This is a genomic window from Lunatibacter salilacus (assembly GCF_009797935.1).
Classification (GTDB): Bacteria; Bacteroidota; Bacteroidia; order Cytophagales; family Cyclobacteriaceae; genus Lunatibacter; species Lunatibacter salilacus.
The window spans coordinates 104,054-128,403 of record NZ_VOLC01000004.1; the positions used below are offsets into that span (position 1 = coordinate 104,054).

18 protein-coding genes are annotated in these 24,350 nt (G+C 44.1%); 14 read left to right on the top strand and 4 right to left on the bottom strand.

The features are described 5' to 3' along the window. Nucleotides 1-106 precede the first annotated feature (106 nt). The 9 genes from FQ608_RS07165 to FQ608_RS07205 all read left to right on the top strand — a co-directional run bounded on the left by FQ608_RS07165 (nucleotide 107) and on the right by FQ608_RS07205 (nucleotide 10,910). Nucleotides 107-619: a plastocyanin/azurin family copper-binding protein gene (locus tag FQ608_RS07165; RefSeq protein ID WP_158857144.1), complete on the top strand. Its 513-nt coding sequence runs from the start codon at nucleotides 107-109 to the stop codon at nucleotides 617-619. 216 nt (nucleotides 620-835) lie between these two features. Further along, nucleotides 836-3,133 carry a DUF6797 domain-containing protein gene (locus FQ608_RS07170; RefSeq protein WP_158857145.1) on the top strand — a complete coding sequence of 766 codons (2,298 nt, stop codon included), beginning with the start codon at nucleotides 836-838 and terminating at the stop codon, nucleotides 3,131-3,133. 217 nt (nucleotides 3,134-3,350) lie between these two features. After that, nucleotides 3,351-4,457, top strand: a complete 1,107-nt coding sequence (locus tag FQ608_RS07175; RefSeq protein WP_158857146.1) for a hypothetical protein — start codon at nucleotides 3,351-3,353, stop codon at nucleotides 4,455-4,457. 65 nt (nucleotides 4,458-4,522) lie between these two features. Then, entirely contained in the window at nucleotides 4,523-5,581 is a 1,059-nt protein-coding gene (locus FQ608_RS07180; RefSeq protein ID WP_158857147.1) for a tartrate dehydrogenase, read from the top strand. A gap of 3 nt (nucleotides 5,582-5,584) precedes the next feature. After that, entirely contained in the window at nucleotides 5,585-6,244 is a 660-nt protein-coding gene (locus FQ608_RS07185) for a cyclase family protein (protein ID WP_158857148.1), read from the top strand. Next, entirely contained in the window at nucleotides 6,234-7,622 is a 1,389-nt protein-coding gene (locus FQ608_RS07190) for a four-carbon acid sugar kinase family protein (protein ID WP_158857149.1), read from the top strand. Before FQ608_RS07185 ends, FQ608_RS07190 begins: the two co-directional genes overlap by 11 nt. 173 nt (nucleotides 7,623-7,795) lie before the next feature. After that, on the top strand, nucleotides 7,796-8,833 hold the full coding sequence (locus FQ608_RS07195) for a Gfo/Idh/MocA family protein (RefSeq protein WP_158857150.1): 1,038 nt from the start codon (nucleotides 7,796-7,798) through the stop codon (nucleotides 8,831-8,833). Nucleotides 8,834-8,899: 66 nt separating this feature from the next. Then, nucleotides 8,900-9,547, top strand: coding sequence for a GntR family transcriptional regulator (locus FQ608_RS07200; protein ID WP_158857151.1), 648 nt, complete (start codon nucleotides 8,900-8,902; stop codon nucleotides 9,545-9,547). A 76-nt stretch (nucleotides 9,548-9,623) separates the two neighbouring features. Next, nucleotides 9,624-10,910 carry an MFS transporter gene (locus tag FQ608_RS07205; protein WP_234364110.1) on the top strand — a complete coding sequence of 429 codons (1,287 nt, stop codon included), beginning with the start codon at nucleotides 9,624-9,626 and terminating at the stop codon, nucleotides 10,908-10,910. A gap of 60 nt (nucleotides 10,911-10,970) precedes the next feature. Here FQ608_RS07205 and FQ608_RS07210 read toward each other — a convergent pair whose 3' ends face one another. Further along, nucleotides 10,971-12,182 carry an AI-2E family transporter gene (locus FQ608_RS07210; protein ID WP_158857152.1) on the bottom strand — a complete coding sequence of 404 codons (1,212 nt, stop codon included), beginning with the start codon at nucleotides 12,180-12,182 and terminating at the stop codon, nucleotides 10,971-10,973. A gap of 136 nt (nucleotides 12,183-12,318) precedes the next feature. Between FQ608_RS07210 and FQ608_RS07215 the strand changes: the two genes are divergently transcribed. Beyond that, the gene (locus FQ608_RS07215; protein WP_158857153.1) at nucleotides 12,319-14,511 is read left to right on the top strand and encodes an outer membrane protein assembly factor BamB family protein; all 2,193 of its coding nucleotides are present in this window, start codon (nucleotides 12,319-12,321) and stop codon (nucleotides 14,509-14,511) included. A gap of 47 nt (nucleotides 14,512-14,558) precedes the next feature. Continuing rightward, entirely contained in the window at nucleotides 14,559-16,142 is a 1,584-nt protein-coding gene (locus FQ608_RS07220) for a DUF6807 family protein (RefSeq protein ID WP_158857154.1), read from the top strand. Between the two features lie 386 nt (nucleotides 16,143-16,528). Here the strand turns inward: FQ608_RS07220 and FQ608_RS07225 are convergent, their stop codons facing one another. The 3 genes from FQ608_RS07225 to FQ608_RS07235 all read right to left on the bottom strand — a co-directional run bounded on the left by FQ608_RS07225 (nucleotide 16,529) and on the right by FQ608_RS07235 (nucleotide 18,688). Further along, a complete protein-coding gene (locus FQ608_RS07225) occupies nucleotides 16,529-16,978 on the bottom strand; it encodes a nuclear transport factor 2 family protein (RefSeq protein ID WP_158857155.1) in 450 nt (149 codons plus the stop codon). Nucleotides 16,979-17,198: 220 nt separating this feature from the next. Further along, a complete protein-coding gene (locus FQ608_RS07230; RefSeq protein ID WP_158857156.1) occupies nucleotides 17,199-17,717 on the bottom strand; it encodes a cupin domain-containing protein in 519 nt (172 codons plus the stop codon). Between the two features lie 170 nt (nucleotides 17,718-17,887). Further along, nucleotides 17,888-18,688, bottom strand: a complete 801-nt coding sequence (locus FQ608_RS07235; RefSeq protein ID WP_158857157.1) for an XRE family transcriptional regulator — start codon at nucleotides 18,686-18,688, stop codon at nucleotides 17,888-17,890. 70 nt (nucleotides 18,689-18,758) lie between these two features. Between FQ608_RS07235 and FQ608_RS07240 the strand changes: the two genes are divergently transcribed. Genes FQ608_RS07240 through FQ608_RS07250 form a run of 3 tightly spaced genes read left to right on the top strand, consistent with a single transcriptional unit; the run spans nucleotide 18,759 to nucleotide 24,248 of the window. Beyond that, entirely contained in the window at nucleotides 18,759-19,502 is a 744-nt protein-coding gene (locus FQ608_RS07240) for an ImuA family protein (RefSeq protein ID WP_158857158.1), read from the top strand. Beyond that, nucleotides 19,495-20,988, top strand: coding sequence for a Y-family DNA polymerase (locus FQ608_RS07245; protein ID WP_199856333.1), 1,494 nt, complete (start codon nucleotides 19,495-19,497; stop codon nucleotides 20,986-20,988). The genes FQ608_RS07240 and FQ608_RS07245 overlap by 8 nt, the downstream gene beginning before the upstream one ends. A 35-nt stretch (nucleotides 20,989-21,023) precedes the next feature. Beyond that, nucleotides 21,024-24,248 carry an error-prone DNA polymerase gene (locus FQ608_RS07250; protein ID WP_158857159.1) on the top strand — a complete coding sequence of 1,075 codons (3,225 nt, stop codon included), beginning with the start codon at nucleotides 21,024-21,026 and terminating at the stop codon, nucleotides 24,246-24,248. The last annotated feature ends 102 nt before the right edge of the window (nucleotides 24,249-24,350 follow it).

The window sequence follows — 24,350 nt, forward strand, 5'->3', positions numbered from 1 at the left end:
GAAATATGTGTATGTTTACCTATCAAAAAATGTATACGGTATTCAAAAAATTTAATAATTGGTTTTCTTATAAATCAATAAATTTAAGTTTAGTAAAGAGTATTTTATGAGAGGAATAGCTTTATCATGTTTGGGATTATTTCTAGTCTCCTTTTTTCTTATCCTGCCGAAGTCAGATCATTTGGGAATAAGTAGACTGTATAATTCATCAATTCAAAACACATCTTTAGAAACTATTTCGGAGTATGCAGATACCACTGTGGTAGAAATGAAGACTGGAGGTATTGATCTGAATTATTCTGTAACAGAAATCAAGGCCAAATCCGGAGATATCTTGCTTATCCGATACATCAATGAAAGCGATATGAGTCATAATATTGTAGTGGTAAGGGAAGAAGAAGATATCCGTCCGGTGGGGATTGCCGCACTTCAGGCCATATCGAGTGATTGGATTCCGGAAAAAGAAAAGCATCGCATTATCGCCCACAGCGAATTGGCATATGCGGGGGATACCGTGGAGTTCTCCTTCAAAGTGCCGCCACCGGGAACATATCCATACATCTGTACCTATTCAGCTCACTGGACCCAAATGCAGGGCAGGTTAATCTCAACGGAATAGATCTATTATAATCCAGTTTCTTAATATCAATTATAGACAATCATAATTAAGAAAACGCTTCAAGTACATTGACTTTACCAATTTTGGTTAAAGCAATATTCCCACAGATCTATGACAAACTCATTTAAACAACTTTTACTCAGTTTATTATTTACTTTGACAGTAATCATATGCTCAAATATACCACTGCAAGCCCAGTTTCAACCTTCGGATAACATGAATCCTATGATTCATGGGCCATTTGTTACATCTACAATTGCTTATGATCCGCTTACTTCTAGTAGCATATTTGTTAATAAAGGAATTGCTGTCAAGTTGGGAAAGGATTCCCAGGCAGTAATGACGTTTGATACAGATCTATTGCGTGTTGCAAGTGCTTGGACAGGTGGATTTCTTCATTGGTATTTGGAAAGAGATGGACTGGAAAATTGGCCCAGTCCAAACGGGTATACCCATTTCGAAACAAGCAAGACCCCTGGATGGTCACTTGACGGGAAATTTAAGGATCCAAGAACTTGGCCTTACGGGCCAATTCCAAAAAATCTGGGCCACTACAAGGGATTATATATAAACGGCGATAATGTCCTTTTTTCCTATACAATAGGTGATACTGATGTCCTTGAATTGCCGGGTTTTGAACAAATTGATGACCATCCTGTATTTTCCCGGACGTTTAATGTGAGCCCCACGAATGAAACATTGTCCTTGCGGGTATTGCAAGTACCTGAAAATGCTGAAATTGAGGTAGTGGAAATGTCAAATTCAAAGGCGCATATCACAATAAAGGTTGGAGAAAATACCCGAATAGTAGGATTGCAGGGAGTTATAGATGCTAACTGGAGGATACAAAACCGTCATCTCATCCTTGACCTTCCAGAGCTAAACCAAGCGGGTAATTTTAAGCTTTCGATCGGGCCGATTACGGCTGATAACGCATCGAATTATATGGCTTCACACCTAGATCAGGCTAAGGATTTATCCGATTTGTCCGAATATAAAAAACCGGGGCCAGACCAATGGGAGACACTACAAACTGAAGCGGTAATGGGCAGTAATGATGAAGGGGCATTTACTGTTGATCAGCTTACACTACCGGCTGATAATCCATGGAAATCCTTTATTCGTTTAATGGATGTGGACTTCTTCTCCGATGGACGTGCGGTAGTGGTTTCTCTAAGTGGAGATGTATGGTTGGTTGATGGCATAAAGGAAGAATTAGAAACACTTCAATGGCATCGATTTGCAACCGGTTTGTTTCAGCCCAGTGGGGTTAAGGTAGTAGATGACCAAGTGTATGTGATAGGCCGTGACCAAATTACGAGATTACATGATTTGAACAAGGATGGTTTTGCGGATTATTATGAGAATTTCAATAACGAGCTTATGGCTTCAACGAATTTTCATGCCTTCACATTGAATTTGGAAACGGACGCAGAGGGAAATTTTTACTTTGCCAAATCCACCCCGTGGCCCCCTTATATCAGTGGACAAGGGCCTGCCAGAAACGCAGAGATCACTCCCCATCACGGAGTACTTTTTAAATTGTCGCCGAATGGTGAGAACCTTGAAATTATTGCCACGGGCCTGCGGAACCCCAACGGAATGGATATCAACGCTGACGGCGAAATAATATATGCCGACAATGAAGGGAACTGGGTCCCAACAAGTAAAGTACATAGAATTAAAAAAGGAGCATTCCACGGCTTTATTCCATCGGCACATCAATCGGATAAACCTGATTCCTTTGAACTGCCAATTGTCTGGACCCCTCATTATATTGACAACTCTCCCGCCAAACCTATGTTTATAACAAGCGCTCAATGGCCTGAGGAGCTTAAGGACAATTTATTATTAGCTTCATACGGTCGTGCAAACCTTTCTGTGATTTTAAAAGAGGAAGTTGATGGCGTATGGCAGGGTGCCCATTTGTACCTACCCCTCATGTTCAAATCAGGACTTGAGCGTGGCCGATTCCAAAAAGATGGACACCTATACATCGCAGGGATGACTAGCTGGCAATCCATCGGAGAAGATTGGGGTTCCTTTCATCGGGTGAGGTATACCGGGCAACCATTGGATATACCCATAGCTGTAAATACCAAAGCGGGTGGAATTGAGCTGCGTTTTAGCCAAAATCTAGATCCCGAGGTGGCAACAAATAGTGAGAACTTTCAATTACAAAAGTGGACCTATCCTTGGACAAGCCAATATGGCACCCGTGGAAGATTATATTCTGTGGACAATCCAGGAGAAACAAAACCTGATCCGGTAAAAGTTGAATCCATTCGTCTATCCGCTGATGGTAAATCGGTATTTCTAGAAATTCCGGATTTGAAACCGGGTGCTGTAGCTACCTCCATTGGTAAACTTGATGGGGTACCCGATATGATTGAAGCCTCATTGGGTTTGGTGATGTCAATAAGTTATCAGATTTCTACCGCTGATGGTGTGGAGTTAAATCACATGATTCATAAAACCATACATAGAGTTCCTACTGAGCAATTTACTAAATAGAATATGGAAGTATTCATTTATATGCTATCCTGTGTCATCATTGTTGCTAGTCCTAACAGGTTGAACCTCTGTATGCTACCTGGGGATAACAAGGAAGACTGGTTTATGCTCGTAAGGAAAAGGTAGGTTGCTTAGCGTACTATTCTATAAATAATAATAATTCAATATTAGGTTAATCTAGCCTGTATTGAAATCTTAAATAGCTAAATTAAAAATCATGAAGAATAAACAACTATGGATGCTGACTTTATGTCTAGTCCTATCTTCCACAATGCTCTTTGCGCAATCCCATAAAACCGGAAATACGGTAGTTGAAATAAAGAATGAGCAGTTTTATGTCAATGGAAAACCTACTTATGAAGGTAGGGTATGGAAAGGAAATAAAATTGAAGGCTTACTTATAAACTCCAGGATGGTTCAGGGTATTTTTGATGACTTAAATCCGGATACACGACAATTATTCAAATATCCCGACACCAATACTTGGGATCCGGACCGGAATACCGATGAATTCGTCGCCGCCATGGATGAGTGGAAAAAATATGGTTTAAATTCTTTCACTATAAACCTTCAGGGAGGAAGTCCCACGGGGTATGGTAATAAAGCGTGGGTAAACTCTGCCTTTCATCCTGACGGGGAACTCAGAACAGACTTTATGAAGCGATTGCAAAAAATTCTCAATAAAGCAGACGATCTAAATATGGTAGTGATGCTGGGTATTTTTTATTTCGGCCAGGACCAATATTTAGATGATGAAAAAGCTGTGATCAATGCCGTAAAAAATTCAGTAAACTGGGTTTTACAGGAAGGCTACAGAAACATCTTAATCGAGGTGAATAATGAATGTGATGTCAATGCCTATGATCATGAGATATTAAAACCGGCTAGAGTCCACGAGCTAATTGACTTGGTAAAAAGCATGGAGCACAAAGGAAATAGGTTATTGGCCAGCACCAGTTACAAAGGAAACACCGCCCCTAAACCGAATGTTGTAAAGTCTTCCGATTATATTTTGATTCACGGGAATGGGGTGAAAACAACAGAAATGATGGAAAAACTTATTAAAGCGACGCGGGAAGTGGAAGGATATCGGCCAATGCCTGTAGTCATCAATGAAGATGATCATTATGATTTTGAAAAAGAGCGGAACAATTTCACAGTGGCGATAGAAAACTATGTCTCATGGGGATTATTTGATTACAGAAGGGATGGAGAATCTTTTGAGGAAGGCTACCAAAGTGTTCCAGTGGACTGGGGAATCAATTCCGAACGGAAAAGGGGCTTTTTTAATTTGGTCAAAGAAGTTACCGGCGGGAAGTATTAAATATCAAGTTGAGATTCAATAGATAACATTATCCAAAAACGAGAACCTAAACAATAAAAAAATATATGAAGACGTATCGATTAGCAATAGTCCCCGGCGATGGCATTGGCCATGAAATCATACCCGCAGCCCTTAAAGTTCTAGAGGCAGCAGCAAATAAGTTCGGCTTTGAATTAAATTATACGTTCTTTGATTGGGGAGCGGGCAGGTATGTTAAGGAAGGGGCGTTTATGCCGGAAGATGGCTTGGAGACATTGAAATCTTTCGATGCTGTATTCTTTGGCGCTGTCGGATTGACGGAGGTAGATGATACGCTGCCGGCCAAATTATATACCTTTAAAGTACGGACCGCCTTTCAGCAATATGTCAATTATAGACCAGTGAAATTGTTTAAGGGGCTTGAAAGCCCTCTTCGAAATAAAACTTCAAAAGAGATTGATTTCGTGGTGATCCGGGAAAACAATGAAGGGGAATTTGTACAGTCTGGTGCATTTTTCAGACCGGCAAGTCCTGAGGGCTTAGCGACAGATACCAGCATTTTTACCCGTAAAGGCATCGAACGAGTCGCCCATTTTGCCTTTCAATTGGCACAAAAAAGGAGAAAAAAAGTCACCAATGTTACCAAATCCAATACCTTGATTCATAGTTTAAAATACTGGGATTCGGTTATATCAGAAGTTTCTGAACAGTATCCCGATGTCAAACTGGAGAAAATGTATATTGACAACGCCAGTGCCAATTTTATCCTGCATCCGGAGTATTTTGATGTTATACTGACAACCAATCTCTTTGGTGATATTTTAAGTGATCTTGGTGGTGGTATCATGGGTAGTTTGGGCCTAGGAGGAAGCGGCAACATCAATCCCGAAAAGGAATTCCCGTCCATGTTTGAACCCATTCATGGGTCTGCACCTGATATTGCCGGGAAAGGAATAGCCAATCCAGTAGGTACGATTTGGTCTGGAGCCTTGTTGTTGGAACATCTTGGAGAAGCCGAAGCTGCTAGTCAAATCATAAGTGCCATTGAGGGTGTCTTCGAAAAAGGTATAAAAACCAAAGACCTTGGAGGTACTGCAACTACCGGTGAATTTGCGGAAAATGTCATCTCTGTGTTAAACCAATAAAAAATGGAATGGATTGATCTCACCCAAACCATTTGTCCGGAAATGCCCGGAGTGCAACTTCGGGAGGCTAAGAATCTGGAGAAGGACGGATGGAATGCTACTACCATTGAAATGTATAGCCACTCGGGTACGCATATGGACGCACCTATACATTTTGGCGTAGAAGGACCAACTATAGATCAGATCCCGTTAGACAGTTTGATGGGCTATGCAAGAATTCTTGACTTGACAGGAATCCTTCCTTCCGCTTTGATCGAAGTAGATGATTTGGGTCCGCTGAGGGAAGAGCTTAACGCCGGAGATAGCCTGATTATTCATACCGGATGGAGCCAATTTGCTGTCACCTCAAAGGCGAAGTACAGGAACGAATTGCCAAGAATCAGTGAGGGACTTGCCAAATGGTTAGTAGAGAGAGGTGTCAAAATGTTGGTCGTTGAACCTCCTTCCGTTGCGGATGTAAATGATTTGGAGGAGGTTACGCTGATTCACCGTATATTATTTTCCGGTAAAATCATCATTGTAGAAGGTATCTGTAACTTGGAGGAAATAAAAACAGATGAAGTTGAACTAATGGTTTTGCCCTTAAAAGTAGGTGGGGGAGATGGCGCTCCTGCTAGGGTAATTGTAAAACCGCTGAATTTAAAATCAATTAATGATGGATAATTACGACCCACTTGAAAGGCCGTTCGAGGAAAGAATTAGCACCTTGTTTTATGGGCAGCAGATGTCCTTGGTCATTGTGGATGATGATCCTACCGGCACACAGACTGCCCATGATGTACCCGTATTGGGCGATTGGTCTGCGGATGCATTTATTCATGAATTCAATCTAAAAACCCCTTTATTTTTTGTGCTGGCAAACACACGAAGTCTTCCCAAGGAGGAGGCCACTTCCCGGGCTACTGAAATAGGCCGGAACTTGCTAAACGCGTCATTGAAAACAGGCCGGAAATTCATGATTGTCAGCAGGAGTGACTCCACCCTGAGAGGATATTTCCCCACCGAAGTAACTGCTTTAAGTCAGTCGGCAGCTATGGCGAACTTGCCGGTTCTTTTAACTCCGGCATTTTTTGAAGGAGGAAGGATAACCGAAAACAACGTTCATTATATTTTGGAAGGTGAAAAAAAAATCCCGGTTTCGGAGACAGTTTTCGCCCAAGATAAAAGTTTTGGATATATCAACTCCGATTTGACCAAGTGGATAGAAGAGAAGTCCGAGGGCAAAATCAAGCAGGAAGATGTGAAAAGCCTTTCCATTGAGGATATTCATGCTGGCATTGAAGTGATATCCGAAAGGCTAAATGCATTGCAGCCCAATGATATCATGGTCATCAACAGCAAAACCTATCGAGATTTGGAAATGACCTGTTTGGTAATCCATCAATTGATAAAAGCGGGAAAAGGGTTTAATTTTCGAACTGCGGCTTCCTTCGTTTCCGCGTTTGCCGGCATAGCAGCAAAACCGTGGAAGCCAAACAATGTTTCCGGAGCATCGAAAGGGGGCTTGACGATCGTCGGATCCTATGTCAAAAAATCTACTTCTCAATTGGAATTCCTGTTGGAAAAAGAGGGGATTTCGCCATTTCCTATTTCTGTTGATACAATTGTATATGACTCGAGTGCTACAAAAACTTATATGAATGTTTTGGTGGACAACATTGAGAACGAATTACAAAAAGGAATTGATGTGGTGGTATATACTTCCCGGGAACTGATTTCGGGAGCCAGCGCGGAAGAGAGCCTTGCTATAGGGGAAAAGGTTACCAGTTTTTTGGTTCAATTGGTTGCCAACATCAACTTCCAGCCGGCATTTATAATTGCCAAAGGAGGGATTACATCCAACGACATTGCCGTTAAAGGATTGGGGATGAAAAGAGCTATCGTATTGGGACAGGTTATTCCCGGCGTTCCTGTGTGGCAACTGGGTGAGGAGACCAGATTTCCTGAGACTCCGTATGTTGTTTTTCCTGGAAATGTCGGAGATGAAAAGAGTTTAGCCCGGGTATATGACTTGTTTACAGAAAATAAGACGGGTGCATGAAATCGAGCATGAAGTATCCGTCACACACTGGGATGATTATTATTGCGAGATTCCATCTGACCATTGAAAAATCAATAATAAACAGATGAAATCGAGCTTGACGCAGGCGACGCACGGAGGGATGATTATAATTGCGAGATTCCATGTGGCCATTAAAAAACAATTATAAACACATGAAAAGACTGAAAGGGGTAATTGTTGGTGCCGGATATTTTAGCCATTTTCATGGAGACGCATGGTCGCGGATGCCTGATGTGGAAATAGTGGCTATATGTGACAAGGATGTTCAAAAAGCGAAATTATACGCCAAACATTATGATATTCCCAATGTATATGGGGATCTAAATGTAATGTTTGCGGCACATCAACCTGACTTCGTGGATATTGTTACACCGCCGGCTACGCATAGGTCGATCATCAAGGCAGCAATAGCCAAAGGCATTCATATCATCTGTCAAAAACCACTGGCTGACACCTTTAAAGAGGCAAAAGAAATCAGGGAACTGGTTAAGGGGACGGGTATCCGTTTTATGGTACATGAAAACTGGAGGTTTCAACCTTGGTATAGGGAGATCAAATCGGTTATTCAGGCAGGCATTATCGGGAAAAAAATATTTCAGTATACCTTTAAAATGCGCTTGGGAGATGGTTGGGGAGACGATGCCTATTTGGATAGGCAACCGTATTTCCGAAATATGCCCCGCCTTTTGATCCATGAGACGGGAGTTCATTTTGTAGACACCTTCAGGTATTTGGAAGGGGAGATTTCCGAGGTCTACGCCCATTTGAAAACCCTAAATCCAATTATTAAAGGGGAAGATACCGGCATGGTTTTTTTTAAATTCAAATCAGGTTGTACCGCTTTATTCGATGCCAACCGTTATCACGAGCCTACTTATAACAATGCAAGGTATACTTTTGGGGAAATGTGGATAGAAGGGGATAAGGGTAGCCTTACGTTACACCCCAACGGTCAAATTTCCATCAAACCATTGGGAGAACCACAATATAAATTGCCTTTTAAACCTACGGAAAATGGCTTTTCCGGTGACAGTGTGTTTGCCTGTCAGTATCATTTTATTAGAGGAATTTTAGAAGAATCGCCGTTTGAGACCGGAATTGATGATTATATCAAGACCTTGAAGGTCGTTGAAGCAATTTATCACTCCCATGATGAGAAAACTGTTTACCCAATTAACAGGGTGAAATAAATTAAAATACCTAGGTTTATTAGTTAGTATACAGTATACTAAAAACAAAAATGAAAATCAAGACTTATGCTTAAAAACGATGAGTTGGGAATTCAGGCATACAGGGAGCTAAGGAAGTTGATCATCAATGGCACCTTGGCACCCGGGCAAAAGATTATCCAGGAAAAATTGGCCACAAAATTGGGTATCAGTAGAACCCCTCTTCGGGTTGCACTACACATGCTGGAGGCGGAAAACCTCATAGAGCCAAAAAACAAAACTGGATTTAAAGTTAAGGAAATTGACAACAAGGAAATCCTCGAAATTTTCGATTGTAGGATAGCACTGGAATCAACCGCCGCCGGACTGCTTGCAAAAAGGATAAGTGGAAAAGATGTCGAAAAACTGAAAAGTTTTTTTCTACCCTTTGAAAATGAAGGTTTACAGAAAGGAAATGACAACTATAAAAGGACTGATACCCAGTTCCACAATTTTATTGTGGAAAAATGTGGGAACAGATACATCGACAAGTTGTTCAAGCAAGGAAATCTGATCACGTATATCGAAAGAATCGGTCTTATCAGACCTCCCGAAGCCACTCTTCAGGACCATATGGATATAATCAACGCCATCATTAATCGTGATTCCGAGGGGGCTGAAAGGGCCATGAAAGCTCATCTAACAAAATCAAAGGAGGTCATTGAGGAAAAGCTCATCAACGAACCTGTCCAATAGGCCTTTATCATCAAGATGCCGACGATTCCTACATCTTCGATTGTGAAAATTACCCACAAAATAAACCCAAAATAACGTGCCTCTATCAAAAAAACCATTTGTTCCAAGTAGGTATTTTATGGTAGCCGGAACCTTCCTTTTGTCCATGTTGGTCTACGTGGACAGGATAGGCATATCGGTTGCCAAGGATCCAATGACTGATGCCCTTCAATTGAGTGACAAGCAATTTGGTTGGGTACTGTCCATGTTTGCTTTAGGGTATGCCCTGTTCCAAACGCCATTGGGAATTCTTTCTGACAAAATTGGCCCACGACGAGCTTTGGCGGCAGTGGTGAGTTTATGGTCTTTTTTTACAGCACTGACGGGAGCTGTGACAAATTTCATAACCTTATTTTTTGTACGGTTTCTTTTTGGGGTCGGTGAGGCCGGTGCTTATCCCGGTATATCCAAAGCGGTTTATCATTGGATTCCGGTAAGAGAGAGAGGCATAGTAAACGGAATAAATTTCTCCGGAGGCAGGTTTGGCGCAGCGTTTGCGCTTCCCTTAATAGCTTTGGTTATAGATACCTTAGGATGGCGCAGCACCTTTTTTGTCCTTGGTCTGCTCGGAATCATTTGGGCCTTGGGCTGGTATTTCTTATTCAGAGACAATCCAGAAGACCATCCCAGGGTTTCAGCATATGAAAAACAGGAAATTTTAACTTCAAGAACTATCTCCGGGGTTGAAACTCCCTCGAAATTTGCCTTGAGTTCTTTGTTGGAATCCAGAAATATGTGGTTGGCCATGGGGCAGTATTTTGCCAGTAACTTTACCTTTTTCTTTTGCCTTACCTGGCTGTTTCCACATGTCAAGGAACAATTTATGCTGAATAATCTAGAAGCTGGTTTTTATGCGTCGTTTCCATTGATTGCAGGCGCATTTGGCAATATGTTTTCAGGTTGGTTGGTAGATCGGATTTATAAAGGCGGTAGCTTAAAATGGTCAAGGATAATCCCAGCAACGGTTGGATTTGCATTGGCTGCCTTGGGGTTGATCGCCAGTTTGTATTCCACGGACATATTTTTTTCCATTATGTTTTTATCCATTGCCATTTTTGGGGCGGATATGACCATAAGTCCTTCTTGGACCCTATGCAATGACATTGGGAAATTGCATTCTGGTGCTGTATCCGGCACTATGAATATGGCGGGAAATATAGGGTCTTTTGTCACCGCACTAGCTTTCCCTTATCTTCGGGATTGGACCGGTTCAGTGACCCCTTTCTTTATTATTGGAGCGGTGTTGAATGTATTGGCAATCATCATGTGGTTTAAAATAAAGCCACAAAACGCCATACATTTTGAGACCATTAACCGTGATTAACAGAAGTTTCAGTGTTTTTTCTAGGATCATAGCGTAATATATACCCATCTAATTCATTTCTTAAAAAGTTAATTTATCTTTCGTCCAGCCAATAACCTTGTCGAAAAAACCAGGCTGATCATCTCCAATATCCTCTCCCCCGAATAGATACCCAAGGGGTTGAAGGCTAGGTATCCGGTCAAACACCACCTTTAACATACCTAATGCCGGTATTGCGATCAGCATACCAATTACTCCCCAAACGGCCCCTCCCAGAACAACCACGATTATGGTGAACACTGGATTGATATTAACCTTATCTCCCACAACATAAGGTTCCAAAATATAGCTTTCCACAAATTGAGCAACACCGAAGGTGACACTTACCCCAATTACGCCGTTAAGACCACTTCCGGAAACAAATGCCATAGCCACAGCCAATCCGAATCCTAACATATTTCCCACATACGGCATCAAGGATAGGACTGCTGCCAATACTGATATTAATAATGCCTGCTCTATTCCTGAAATGGACAATCCTGTTGTATACAAGATTGCGAGAAAAAGAATGAGTAGAAGTCTTCCAGAAAGATAGTTTTGTGAAATAAGAATGATTTCGCTTATGGTTGCTTTTGTTTTTTTTTGTTGATTGTCGGGAGCCATTTTCATCAATGAGGTAGTAAATTTTTTTCTATACAATAGAAAGAAAAAAACGTAAATAAAAGTCAGTATGAAATTCCCGAACACACTAAAAAAGGATATTGCATATTCACCTATGGATTTCACCGTGGACCCATCCAAACCCGTTGCAGAGGACTGCTCCTGTTCCTTTGAGGAATGATTTTGCGCTGACTCTCCGGTAGTTGATTCTGAGTTATTGCTTTCTTCTACGGACTGAGATTGTTGGGGGCCAAAGATTGTTTCTTTCTGCTCCTGGGGGGAAATCCCGGTTTTGTCTTCAACAAATGCCTGAAGCTGTTCTATCTTTGGATCGATCCGTTCTTTGATCTGTGGCCATTCGTTGGTAAAGTTCTTAACTTGCCAAGCTACAATGCCTATAATCACGACAAAAAATGATAAGATTAACGCAGTAGAAAAAAATGCTGCAAGTCCCCGTGAAATACTCTTTTTCTCAAGCCATTTAGAAACAGGTAATACCACCATTGTTAACAAAGCGGCTACCGTTAACGGAGCAAGAAAGGATTTGGCAGTGAAAATTCCCCAAAAAAATAGTGTAAGGCTAACCACAATCAGGGTAAAATAGAGTAGAATTCGTAACAGTTTGTTTTCCATAATGTCAAATAGATAGCATCTTTCTTCCTACAGGAAGCATTTTCGTTTAATCACTCAAAAATAAAGCCCTTCACAAGGTAAACCGAATATTTTTGTTTTTTTTGCATGGAATATGGTAATGAAATCAATTTGATTTATGATAAAAACTACACCCAAAAGCCAACCATTACTGTTTTGTCTTTTCTTGCTATTTCTGCTATCCTGTTCTAAAGCGAATTTCGAAAAACCGAAGGACCCACCCAGCAACAATAGGCTTAACAACCACCAAGATTGGGGGATCTACAGAGGACATTCTTCCGGTATCCAATACTCCAGCTTAGATCAAATCCACACCGGAAATGTTCAGCAGCTGCAAAAAGCCTGGGAATATAACCATGGAAATCCGGTAGGACCGGGCATGTACTCCAATCCCATTATCATTGATGGCCTACTATATTTCACCACTCCGGAGGTAAATGCCGTCGCATTAAATGCTGCCACGGGCAAGGAAGTATGGGTATTCCGCCCGGATGAGTACCGAAATGACGAAAGACCCTTCCGTGGCAGAAACAGGGGCCTTACTTACTGGGAAGATGAAAATGGGGAAAATAAACGGATTCTGAATTTTGTAAAAGACCGGGTATATGCCATTGATGCACTTACTGGTACCCTGATCACATCATTTGGAGAAAACGGGTGGATTGACTTACGAAAAAATTTACCCCAAGACCCTTCGGAGGTTGATTTTGAAGCTACCACGCAGGGGATGGTTTATAAAAATTATCTCATCATAGGAGGCAGGACCCCAGAAGGGGAACCTTCGTCACCTGGAGATGTGCGTGGCTATGATGCCCTAACCGGGGAATTCAAATGGATATTCCATACTATTCCCCAGCCGGGGGAGCTTGGATATGACACATGGGAATTTGAAGAAGGGGTGAGCTACGGTGGAACCAATCCCTGGGGTGGCTTAACCGTCGATGAGGAAAGGGGATGGGTTTTCTTCGCCACAGGTTCTCCCGCACCTGATTTTATTTATGGCGGCATGCGCAAAGGAGAGAATCTTTTTGCCAACTGCGTCATAGCCTTGGATGCCACAACGGGCAAACGAATTTGGCATTACCAAACCCTACGCCATGATATCTGGGATTACGACCTACCTCCGGCACCCATTTTGGCTACGGTGACTGCGGATGGGAAGACTAGGGATATCGTTGTGCAGTTGACCAAACAAGGCTTAACCTTCGTTTTGGATAGAGAAACTGGGGAACCGATTTTTCCGGTGGTCGATCTGCCTGTTCCCCCTTCCAAGGTACCGGGTGAGGAAGCTTGGCCCACCCAACCATTTCCCCTCAGGCCGCCCCCACTCAACCGAACGACGCTTCGGGAATCGGACCTAAGTAATATTACCCCCGAAACCCGGGAATATGTTTTAAACATCTTCCGGCAACATGAAACCGGGACCCTGTATACCCCCGCTTCTATGGCAGGTGTGATCACCATGCCCGGACATCAGGGCGGTGCCGAATGGGGTGGTGCGGCATTCGATCCGGCCACAAATGTGATGTTTGTAAATATCAATGAGGCCCCCACCATTCATAGCCTGGTACCCTTGGCCGGAAGTCTGGATACAGCATCTGCATCTCCATTGGACCGGGGAAAAATGATTTATAATACTGCCTGTACAGCCTGTCACGGGGTCAACAAGGTGGGCAACCCTCCATTATTTCCCCCACTTCAAAACCTAACTATAAGCAAAGATTCAATCAAGTCCGTATTGACCTATGGACGGGGAATGATGCCTGCTTTTAATCATTTTTCAGAAAAGCAACTGGATGATTTAGTGCTATATTTGGAAAACAAGGCCGTACATGTAGAGGAAATTCAACCTGATAATTCGGATACTGGATCTTCAAAAGCACCCCGTTATGCCAATGTGGCTCCCTTCTTTGTTGACCAGGATGGGTATCCCGCAATTGCGCCTCCATGGGGAACCCTAAATGCCGTGGATTTGGATAAGGGCGAGATTCTCTGGAAGGTCCCGCTGGGAGAATATCCTGAACTTGTCGCCAGGGGTATTCGCCATACAGGTTCCAAAAGCTTTGGTGGTCCTGTAGTGACTGCTGGCAATTTGGTATTTATTGCGGGAACCCCGGATGAAAAAATCCGGGCATTTGATACATTTACCGGACATGTATTATGGGAATATCAACTGCCTGCCGGTGGTTATGCCACACCCAGCGTGTACATGATTGATGGAAAGCAATATGTGGTCATTGCAGCCGGTGGTGGTGGAAAAAACGGAACCAAGCATGGAGATTCGGTTATCGCCTTCGCCTTGCCTGATTAATAATCGTAATGCTAATTAATAAAACGACATACCCAAAACCTATAGCCATGAAAAAATATAAGCTTCCTTTTATACTTCTGTTGTTTATCGTTTTTCAACCGTCATCTGTTAGGGCCCAGGAAGCCGCTTGGCGGAACCTTTTCAATGGGAAAGACCTCAGCGGCTGGAAGGAACTTAATGGAAAACATATCTGGGAAGTGAAAGACGGCATGATTATAGGCAGGACAGTTCCCGGTCAGCCAAATGGGTTTCTTTGTACTGAGGAGGATTTTGGTGATTTTGTGCTAGAATTGGAAGTGTCCATCGATACCTTGATGAATAATTCCGGGATTCAATTCCGTTCACAGAGTTATCCGGAATTCAAAAACGGCCGGGTACACGGCTATCAGATGGAAGTCGATCCAAAGCCCCAACAATGGAGTGGGGCCATCTATGAGGAGGGAGCAGAACGGGGTTGGATTTATCCACCGGAAAAGATGAGCCAAGCGGCTAAAGATACCTTTATCAGAGACAATAAAAAGGGCTACCAGTGGAATCACTACCGGATCGAAGCAGTAGGACCCATCATGCGGACTTGGATTAACGGCGTTCCGGTATCCCATCTTGTGGACGACCGATATCTCAAAGGATTTATCGGCCTACAATTGCATGCTAACAACGAAAACGATCCCCAAGGTAGTTTTTCCATCCGATTCCGGAACATCCGGATTCAACAGGGAGACTTGAGTCTATCTCCTTTAAATGATGGAGTGAATGTGGTAAACCTGCTTTCCAATTCAAGTATTCAGTTAAATAAAAGTCCCAACAAATCACTCCGCATCGTCCAAGATATTGATGCTAGCAGCATGGCTGTTTACTCTGAAAGTAGCCCCAAACCCATCCTTACCCAAATGGCAAAGCCGGATGAACGTCCATATATTCACCCCATTGTTGCACCAGATGGAAATGGCATCCTGACGGAATACCGCCCTGACCACCACCCACATCAAACAGGAATTTACTGGGGATTAAAACGGGTAAACGAACGGGACTATTTTATGCAATGGAACAAGGATTATTGGCGTGGGGTATCGGCAACCGTAATTGAAGGAAAGGGAGGGAAAGTAAAATGGCAGACTGTGTATGATATGCTTGACGAAAATGGCAAGACACTTATGGTGGAGACCCAAAACTGGACCATGCAGCAAGTGAATGACACCTATATAATGGACCTGGAATGGAAGGGTGAAGCAAAAGCTGATGTGGTAATGGGGAAGTTTTACGTGGGAGGACTTTTTATACGCATGCCCTGGATACCGGAAACAGTCGGTGAAATCATCAGCGCTTCAGGACATCAGGGAATGGAGCTGGAGGGGAACCGTGCGATTTGGAGTGATATTGGGATTAAATTGGATGGACGTGAGGATTTTGCCCATATAGCCATTTTTGACCATCCTAGCAACAAAGCTTTTCCAACACCCTGGCGGGTAGACAGCCAAATGGGTATGGGTCCATCCCGACAGATTTTGGGTGACTGGAAAATTGCCGCCGGCGAATCGGAAACGATCAGATATAGAATGCTGGTTTACAACGGGGAAATGGGCAAGGCAAAGTTGGTAGAAACTTGGAAAGATTTTTATAGAGGAAATTGATCTAAAATTCTTAAAAAAAATTAAAAGAATTTACTTAAATTCTGACGGATGTTTTCCCCCGAACAAGGGAAGTTTTACCACATAGTAACATAGTTCACATAGGGTTTTCCGAATAGATTATTTTGCTTTTGGATAGATACTTGGAGATATAAAGCTTAAAATGATTATCAGGTTTATAATTTCCGTGAGTTTGGTGATTCGCCGAATAGCGGTTTTTTTTATCTGCTCCATTTTAAAAACTATGTGGTCTATGTGCCCTATGTGGCAAATCAAACCTAACTGGTTTTTACCACATAGGAACATAGTACACATAGGGGTTAATATTCGCCTAGTCTATTTTACTTGATTTAACTTTTTAAATGAATTTATTTGAAATTTAATGAAGATCAACAACCATCGGGTTCTATGGAATAAGCAAGGTTGACAATTTTCCATCCCTCATTGGTCCTCAAAAACGTAAATACATCCACCCCACAGTGGGAAAACTCCTGGTTTACATGCAGCTTATAAGGTACCCAGGCTACGGCGATGTCATGATGTATTTTAATATCAAATCGCAGGGCACGTTCATAAATTATTTGCTTGGGGTCAAAGTGTTTTGTGTCGTCACTGTATTTTCGATGTCCAATCCGGACACTGTCCTGTTGCCTCCTCACCGTCCAAATCCCGGCATCCGCATAAGCCAAGCTATTAAATAAAGTGGTATCCTGCATTTCCAGGGCTTCAAAAAACCGATTGACCTTTTCAATTATCGCTTTTTCGCCAATATCTTTTGTTTCTTGGGCACGGCAGTAAAAACTTGCTAATAGCAAAACAACTAATATCGCATTTTTCATTTTCTTCCATTTTGCTTTAAAACTGCAAATTAATAATTGATCTTCAAGACGTTCAGGTCTACAATAAGTTGATAGGTCGATGGGTTGATAGGTTTATAAGTTGATAAGTCGATGAGTTTATAAGTTTATAAGTCTATGGGTGGAGTTATGGGTGATGGGTTATGAGTTATGGTAATTCGTAATTTGAATCCCTCCGACTCAAAACTCCCGTCTCAGGTCTTCAATCTCCCTTCTCTAAGTCCCATATCACCACCAATCCCCCATCCCTTCCCAACAAAGGATCATTTTCAGGTAAAGGTACCTTTGCAATGTTTTGATCCGCTTTTGGCCGTTCTCCTTCTTCACCTTTCATAAGGTCGGGCTGCATGCCATTGGGATAGGCGCCAACTACCGTAAATTGGCTATCGTGACTCAGGCATTTGTGTCCAACTCCGGCAGGTATGATAAGGACATCCCCGGGTTGTACTTTGACCTTCTCTCCTTTTTCACCTCCCAACAAAATCACCGCACTTCCCTGAAAAACCCCAAGAACTTCATGGGCGTTGCTGTGGTAATGGTGGAAGTCATACACCCCCCACCGCCAGCTATTTGTCCAACCATTAGAGGCGAATTTCTTCTCCAGCCAGGTAGCTGCTTCATTTCCAGTGGTGTCCAATACATTTTGGTAATAAAGCAATGGCAAAGGAGAATTGGGAATACTGCCATCATCGGTGAAAAAGAGTTTCTTAGGTGGATACATTGGATTATGGGTTTAATGATATGGAAGAACTATTTTCTTTTAAACTACCTATTATTCGGTAATAATCTTGATTTTCAATACCAATTTCAATTGTTTTTATTCATTTTTATTCAAAATAACCTGACTTATGGATTTATCCAAATCTGAGGATTGGTCCTATAAAGATAAACTTATCGCTTATTTTTAATCTCCTTCTGCATTTCCTTGACAGCCCTAATCAGCTGCTGAATGTCCGTTTCCGGTTCGGGGATTTCCCGGCTGGTGTAGGCGTGAAATTTCCAGATTTCAAGCACATCCCCCGCAGCTACGGTATAAGGTTCAAAGATAGGATTTAAAGACCTAAGCAAAAGCGTACCTTCCGCTTTGAACGTTACCAGCTTAAACACAAAGTCCTGCTGTCCGCTTAGAATAACAATGCAGGGGGTATTTGTTTTGAGCCCCGTCCAGTCTTCCACGTATTGGGTCACGATGTCACTTCCGCCAGGTATGGGCAGCATGGAGTCTCCAATTGTAGGAAAGATCCTGTAAGTACCCTGCTTGGGCATGTTGGGTAGGGAAAACTTGGGCAAGGAGGCAATAAACTCCGGGTCGTTATATCCAGCCATATATCCTGCCTTGGCTTTAATCGGTACATATTCCACATGCTCGTTGTTACCCTTGTCCACACTGATTGCCAACACCCGCAGGTTTCCACCCCGGATATAAACATCATTGCCTGCCTCCAGGTCCCGCAGCTTTAGCTCCCCAAGTCTGGAGAGATCCACCCGGATCAGACTGTCTATGCTGATGCCAAAAAATCCGGAAATACCCAGGAAATCCTCCGGGGAGGGAGCCTTGGTCTGTCCGGATTCCAGGGCATTGACCTTGGATCGAGTCAGGCCTAAAGATGTTGCCAGTTCCTGCTGCGTGAATCCCTTCCGCTCCCTGAGAAATTTTAGATTACTTGGGAAAAAGTTATTTGCCTTTTTCATGAATGTTTGTTATAATTAAAGTCAACAGTTTGACATTATTCGTGTCAAATATAATGCTTTTGCCGGAAATATGGAACTGACATGTGAGAAAATTGATCGGCTGCGCCAGTTAAGGAAAGATGTAATGGCGCTGGAGGGGTCTATTCCCAACAAGGGAACACGTGGCGACTTCTCTGTAAAGCTCGGCCCCATGGAAGCAGCTTTTCCGGGTCGTACATTTCCCTTGAGTGTTAACCATGAGTTTATAAGCACTACTGCTTCTGAGGCAGCATCCACCCAAGGCTTTGTGGCTGCCATGCTGGGGATGTTGTTGCGTAAAGGTGGCTATAGCCTTTGGATAGGCAATAGCAGAAAGGCTTTTCCTCCAGCCCTTGGACTCTTTGGCGTAACGCCTCAGCAGGTGATATTTGTGGATGTAAAATCGGAAAGGGATGTGCTTTGGACTATGGAGCAGGCACTCAAGTGCAATGCGCTTGTGGCGGTAGTGGGAGAATTGCGGGAACTTGATTTTGCCCAGTCGCAGCGACTGCAGCTGGCCGTGGAACACAGCAGGGTGACGGGTTTTATACATCGCCATCAGCCAAGGAGCCTGCATGCCTTAGCTTGTAATACCCGTTGGAAAATTTCCCCGATTGCCAGTCAACCGGAAGAGGGTATGCCTGGGTTGGGTTTTCCTACTTGGAATGTGGAATTGCTGAAGGTCCGCAACGGTAGGCCTGGTGCATGGCAAATGGAATGGAAAGAGCAAGGCTTCTGGCCACTTTCCGGGCGGAAACCTATTCCAATTAAAAAGGAGGAACGTCAATATGCATAAGCGATTTATGTCTATATGGTTTTGCCACCTGACCACGGACAGGCTGGTGATTAGAAGACCGGAGCTTAGGGGAAAACCCTTTATATTGGCTTCACCCCAGCGGGGTAGGACAGTGGTTCAGGCTTCTAGCAGGGAAGCCCTTGCCTTGGGCATCTATCCCGGCACGGCCCTTGCCGATGCCCGTGCCATCTATCCAACCTTAGACGTTTTTTCGGATAAACCCAATTTGAGGGATAAACTACTTTACCACCTTGCCGAATGGTGCATTCGATATACACCTCTTGCCGCCCCTGATTCTCCATCCGGACTGCTACTTGACATTAGTGGCTGTTCACATTTATGGGGTGGGGAAAAGGCATACTTGTCGGATATTTTGGCAGTACTGAGTACCAAAGGATACCGTGTACGTGCAGCAATTGCGGACACCATAGGCGCTGCATGGGCATTGGCCCGATATGGATCAAATAGCGATTTTATTGCGAAAGAAGGAAAACAGCGAGAAGCTTTGCTCTCCTTACCCCCCATTGCCCTACGGTTAGAAGCAAATGTATTGGAGGGGCTGGAAAAGCTGGGATTTCGCCAGATCAGCCAATTTATTGACATGCCGTCTGCTACATTGCGTAGGCGGTTCGGTGATGGCTTGCTGCTTCGCCTAGCGCAAGCGGTTGGTAGGGAGGAGGAAACCTTCAAGCCAATTCAGCCAAAGATCCCGTATGAGGAGCAATTGCCCTGCTTGGAACCCATCAGTACCGCAAAAGGAATTGAAATTGCGCTTCGCCATGTGTTGGAAAGGTTGTGCCTGAGATTGGCCAGAGAGGGTAGGGGACTGCGAAAGGCAATTTTCCGGGGGCTGCGCATAGATGGAATTACGGTAAAGATTGAAATTGGAACAGGTAGGGCATCCAATAACCCTGAGCACCTCTTCCGTTTGTTTGAGCTGAAAATCCCATTATTCGAGCCGGCTTTGGGAGTGGAACTGTTTACCCTGGAGGGCTTGCTGATTGAAAAAGTAAAAACCGCGCAGGAACAGCTTTGGCACCGATCAGGTGATCCTGCTGTAGTTGCCGAATTGCTGGATAGGGTAGAGACAAAGATAGGTCCCAACCGCATACATAGGTATTTACCCCAAGAGCACCATTGGCCGGAGCGTTCCATACGTGCTGCCCAATCGCTGGATGAGGAGCCCACTACTATCTGGCCCGAAAAGCCTCGTCCTCTACATTTGCTTCCTGATCCAGAACCCATTGAGGTGATGGTACCACTGCCCGATTACCCTCCCCTTCATTTTAGGCATCAGGGTAAAGTGATTCAGGTGTCCAAGGCCGATGGACCGGAGCGGATAGAACAGGAATGGTGGCTGGAAACGGGTCCGCCGAGGGATTATTACTGCGTGGAGGACACTTCTGGCGCAAGGTATTGGCTCTTTCGGTTGGGGCTTTATGGGAATGGTCAGCCCCGGTGGTTTTTGCATGGGTTTTTTCCATAAGCCGGTGTTTTCAAAAAATACATTTAGATTTTATCATGAACACAACTGATTACACGGAACTTCAGGTAACGACCAACTTCTCCTTTCTTCGGGGAGGTTCCCATCCGGAGGAGATGGTATGGAGAGCAAGCCAGTTGGGTTATGGGGCTATTGCGGTGACTGACCGCAATACACTGGCGGGGATCGTAAGGGCACATGCTGCAGTCAAAGATTCCGGACTGCGTTTTATTCCTGCATGTCGCCTGGATCTTCTGGACGGCCCAAGCTTATTGGCCTATCCTAAAGACCAGGAGGCATATGGACGTCTATCATCCCTACTTACGGTGGGCAACCTGAGAGCCGAAAAGGGAGTTTGTCACCTCTATAAATCTGATGTGTATGAACATGCCCGGGGAATTATATTCATGGTGGTGCCCCCAATTGGATTAAATGCCGCTTTGGATTTTGAATTGGACTTTTATACCGCATTAGGAGAATATAAAGAGGCTTTTGGAAATAGCCTTTATATGGCTGCGGCTTTTTACTATGCCGGCAGCGACCATAAAAGGATGTTCAGACTGTTGAAGGCTGAGAAAAAATTTGACATTCCAATAGTAGCCGTGAATGACGTCCATTATCACGGCAAGGGAAGAAGGGCACTTCAGGATGTGCTTACCTGCATTCGGGAAAAGTGTACAGTGGAAAGTGCGGGGTTTCGGCTCCATCCCAATGCCGAGCGGTACCTCAAGGACCGGGAGGAGATGTACCGTTTGTTTCGGGAATATCCCGATGCCCTAAAAAGGTCAATTGAAATTGGAGAATCCTGTCAGTTTTCGCTTGATCAGCTAAAATATCAATATCCAGAAGAAATCACCAGTGGGGGGCGCAGTCCGCAGGAAGAACTGGAGATGCTGACTTGGGAGGGGGCAAATGCCAGCTTTGGTGGAAAAATTCCCAAAACCATTTATGATACAATTGTTCACGAACTTGAATTCATCGCCCGAAAATCCTATGCCTCCTATTTTTTGACCGTGTACGACCTGGTGCGGTTTGCAAGAGAGCGGGGCATACTCTGCCAAGGTCGGGGCTCGGCAGCTAATTCAGTAGTCTGTTATTGCTTGGGTATTACCTCCGTTAATCCTTCTAAGTTTAAGTTGCTCTTTGCCCGCTTTATGTCCGATGCCCGTAATGAGCCACCTGATATAGATGTCGACTTTGAGCACGAGCGCAGGGAGGAGGTGATGCAGTATATTTATGAAAAATATGGCCGGGACAGGGCCGGGATTGTCGCTACAGTTACGCAGGTACACTGGAAGGGAGCGGTAAGGGATGTGGGCAAAGCCATGGGATTGTCACTCGATTCCGTGGATCGGCTGTCAAAATCAGGCCATGAACTTACAGAAGAATGGCTGGAAGGGCAAACAGTATCCTCCCATGGCTTTGATCCTAGTGATCCGCATCTGCGTAAAACGCTACGGCTTACCCGACAATATATGGGATTCCCGCGGCAGTTGGGTCAGCACACGGGTGGATTTGTGATTACCCGGGATAAGCTCTCCAACTTGTGTCCGGTGCTTAACGCCCGCATGGAAAACCGAACCTGTATCGAATGGGACAAAGACGACATCGATGCACTAAAATTTCTGAAAGTCGATGTGTTGGCTTTGGGCATGCTAACCTGTATACGCAAGGCCTTTGACATGGTCAGGGATCACTATGGAGTTCACCTCACGTTAGCAAACATTCCCCAAGATGATCCCGAAGTATATGAGATGATTTGCCAGGCGGATACCTTGGGTGTTTTTCAGATTGAGAGCCGGGCGCAGATGTCCATGCTTCCACGCCTACAGCCAAGAACTTTCTACGACCTGGTGATCGAGGTGGCCATAGTACGACCTGGGCCAATACAGGGGGATATGGTTCATCCCTATCTTAAACGGCGCAGGGGGGAGGAGCCCGTAGTTTTTCCTTCCCGGGAGTTGGAAGAAATTTTGGGTCGTACACTTGGGGTGCCGTTGTTTCAGGAGCAGGCCATGGAGATTGCTATTGTAGCTGCCGGATTTACTCCTGCTGAGGCAGACGGGCTCAGGCGCAGCATGGCCACCTTCAAGGCCCATGGGCTGGTGAGTCAATACGAAAAGAAACTGGTGGGGGGCATGGTTGCCAGAGGATACGAGGAAGATTTTGCCAAACGTGTGTTCCGGCAATTGGAGGGATTTGGCAGCTATGGTTTCCCCGAAAGCCATGCCGCAAGCTTTGCCCTGCTGGTTTATGTATCCTGCTGGCTGAAGTACCACTATCCGGACGTCTTTGCCGCTGCCTTGTTGAACAGTCAGCCCATGGGGTTTTACAGACCAGCCCAGATTGTGACCGATGCACGCAAACATGGGGTAGAGGTAAGGCCTGTGGATGTAAACCACTCGCAGTGGGACAATATCTTTGAGGAGAAACCGGGTAAATATTGGGCGATTCGGTTGGGGTTTCGGCATGTTAAGGGGTTAAACCAGGAGGATATGGAGAGCTTAGTAACTTGCCGGGATAAGCCTTATGCCCAGATCACTGAATTAATGATTGTTGGGGTTCCAAAAGGTGCGCTAGAGCGACTTGCGGATGCCGATGCATTTCGGTCTTTGGGGCTTCACCGCAGGCAGGCACTTTGGGATGTGTTGGCCTTACAGGGTAGGCCGGTCGGTATTTTTGAGGGTCAGGTTCAGGAAACGCCTTCCGAGAAGGAAGTGGTTCTACCTGAAGTATCTCAAATGGAGCACGTGATGCGGGATTATGCAGCCACCACACTTTCATTGAAATCCCACCCAATAAGCTTTGTTCGGGATCGGCTGGATAAGATGGGCGTAATACCCACAGCTCTATTGGGAAAAGCGAAAGACGGGGCATTTATCAAAGTAAGTGGACTAATTACGGTACGGCAGCGTCCGGGGACGGCAAAGGGTGTACTCTTTATCACCATTGAGGACGAGACAGGATTTGCAAACCTAGTAGTTTGGGCCAAAACCTTTGAGCAATACCGATCAGTAATATTACAGTCCAAGTTGCTGATGGTGGCAGGAAAGGTTCAAAAAGAGGGGCAAGTAATCCACGTAGTAGTACGCTCCTGCCATAATCTGAACAGCCTACTTACCGTTGATGCACAGGCACGTAATATAGGCTCGGTTGAAAAAAAGCCGAAGGTGACAGTAAAAAAAACCGTAGAAAGTACACCAATTTCCCCTACCGTAAAGGCCATGCAGGGCGAGTTATTCCCTTCAAGGGATTTTAAGTAGGTAATTAAACTTGTAGATATCAGTAAACAATTTGTGTATTTTTTCACCTCTAATTGTTGATAATAATAACACTTATTTATTATAAAATATAGTAAATTGATT

Excerpts from the sequence above, each read along its gene's own strand:
- FQ608_RS07165 (WP_158857144.1), top strand. The coding sequence starts at position 107 with ATGAGAGGAATAGCTTTATCATGTTTGGGATTATTTCTAGTCTCCTTT.
- FQ608_RS07170 (WP_158857145.1), top strand. The coding sequence starts at position 836 with ATGAATCCTATGATTCATGGGCCATTTGTTACATCTACAATTGCTTAT.
- FQ608_RS07175 (WP_158857146.1), top strand. The coding sequence starts at position 3,351 with ATGAAGAATAAACAACTATGGATGCTGACTTTATGTCTAGTCCTATCT.
- FQ608_RS07180 (WP_158857147.1), top strand. The coding sequence starts at position 4,523 with ATGAAGACGTATCGATTAGCAATAGTCCCCGGCGATGGCATTGGCCAT.
- FQ608_RS07185 (WP_158857148.1), top strand. The coding sequence starts at position 5,585 with ATGGAATGGATTGATCTCACCCAAACCATTTGTCCGGAAATGCCCGGA.
- FQ608_RS07190 (WP_158857149.1), top strand. The coding sequence starts at position 6,234 with ATGATGGATAATTACGACCCACTTGAAAGGCCGTTCGAGGAAAGAATT.
- FQ608_RS07195 (WP_158857150.1), top strand. The coding sequence starts at position 7,796 with ATGAAAAGACTGAAAGGGGTAATTGTTGGTGCCGGATATTTTAGCCAT.
- FQ608_RS07200 (WP_158857151.1), top strand. The coding sequence starts at position 8,900 with ATGCTTAAAAACGATGAGTTGGGAATTCAGGCATACAGGGAGCTAAGG.
- FQ608_RS07210 (WP_158857152.1), bottom strand. The coding sequence starts at position 12,182 with ATGGAAAACAAACTGTTACGAATTCTACTCTATTTTACCCTGATTGTG.
- FQ608_RS07215 (WP_158857153.1), top strand. The coding sequence starts at position 12,319 with ATGATAAAAACTACACCCAAAAGCCAACCATTACTGTTTTGTCTTTTC.
- FQ608_RS07220 (WP_158857154.1), top strand. The coding sequence starts at position 14,559 with ATGAAAAAATATAAGCTTCCTTTTATACTTCTGTTGTTTATCGTTTTT.
- FQ608_RS07225 (WP_158857155.1), bottom strand. The coding sequence starts at position 16,978 with ATGAAAAATGCGATATTAGTTGTTTTGCTATTAGCAAGTTTTTACTGC.
- FQ608_RS07230 (WP_158857156.1), bottom strand. The coding sequence starts at position 17,717 with ATGTATCCACCTAAGAAACTCTTTTTCACCGATGATGGCAGTATTCCC.
- FQ608_RS07235 (WP_158857157.1), bottom strand. The coding sequence starts at position 18,688 with ATGAAAAAGGCAAATAACTTTTTCCCAAGTAATCTAAAATTTCTCAGG.
- FQ608_RS07240 (WP_158857158.1), top strand. The coding sequence starts at position 18,759 with ATGGAACTGACATGTGAGAAAATTGATCGGCTGCGCCAGTTAAGGAAA.
- FQ608_RS07245 (WP_199856333.1), top strand. The coding sequence starts at position 19,495 with ATGCATAAGCGATTTATGTCTATATGGTTTTGCCACCTGACCACGGAC.
- FQ608_RS07250 (WP_158857159.1), top strand. The coding sequence starts at position 21,024 with ATGAACACAACTGATTACACGGAACTTCAGGTAACGACCAACTTCTCC.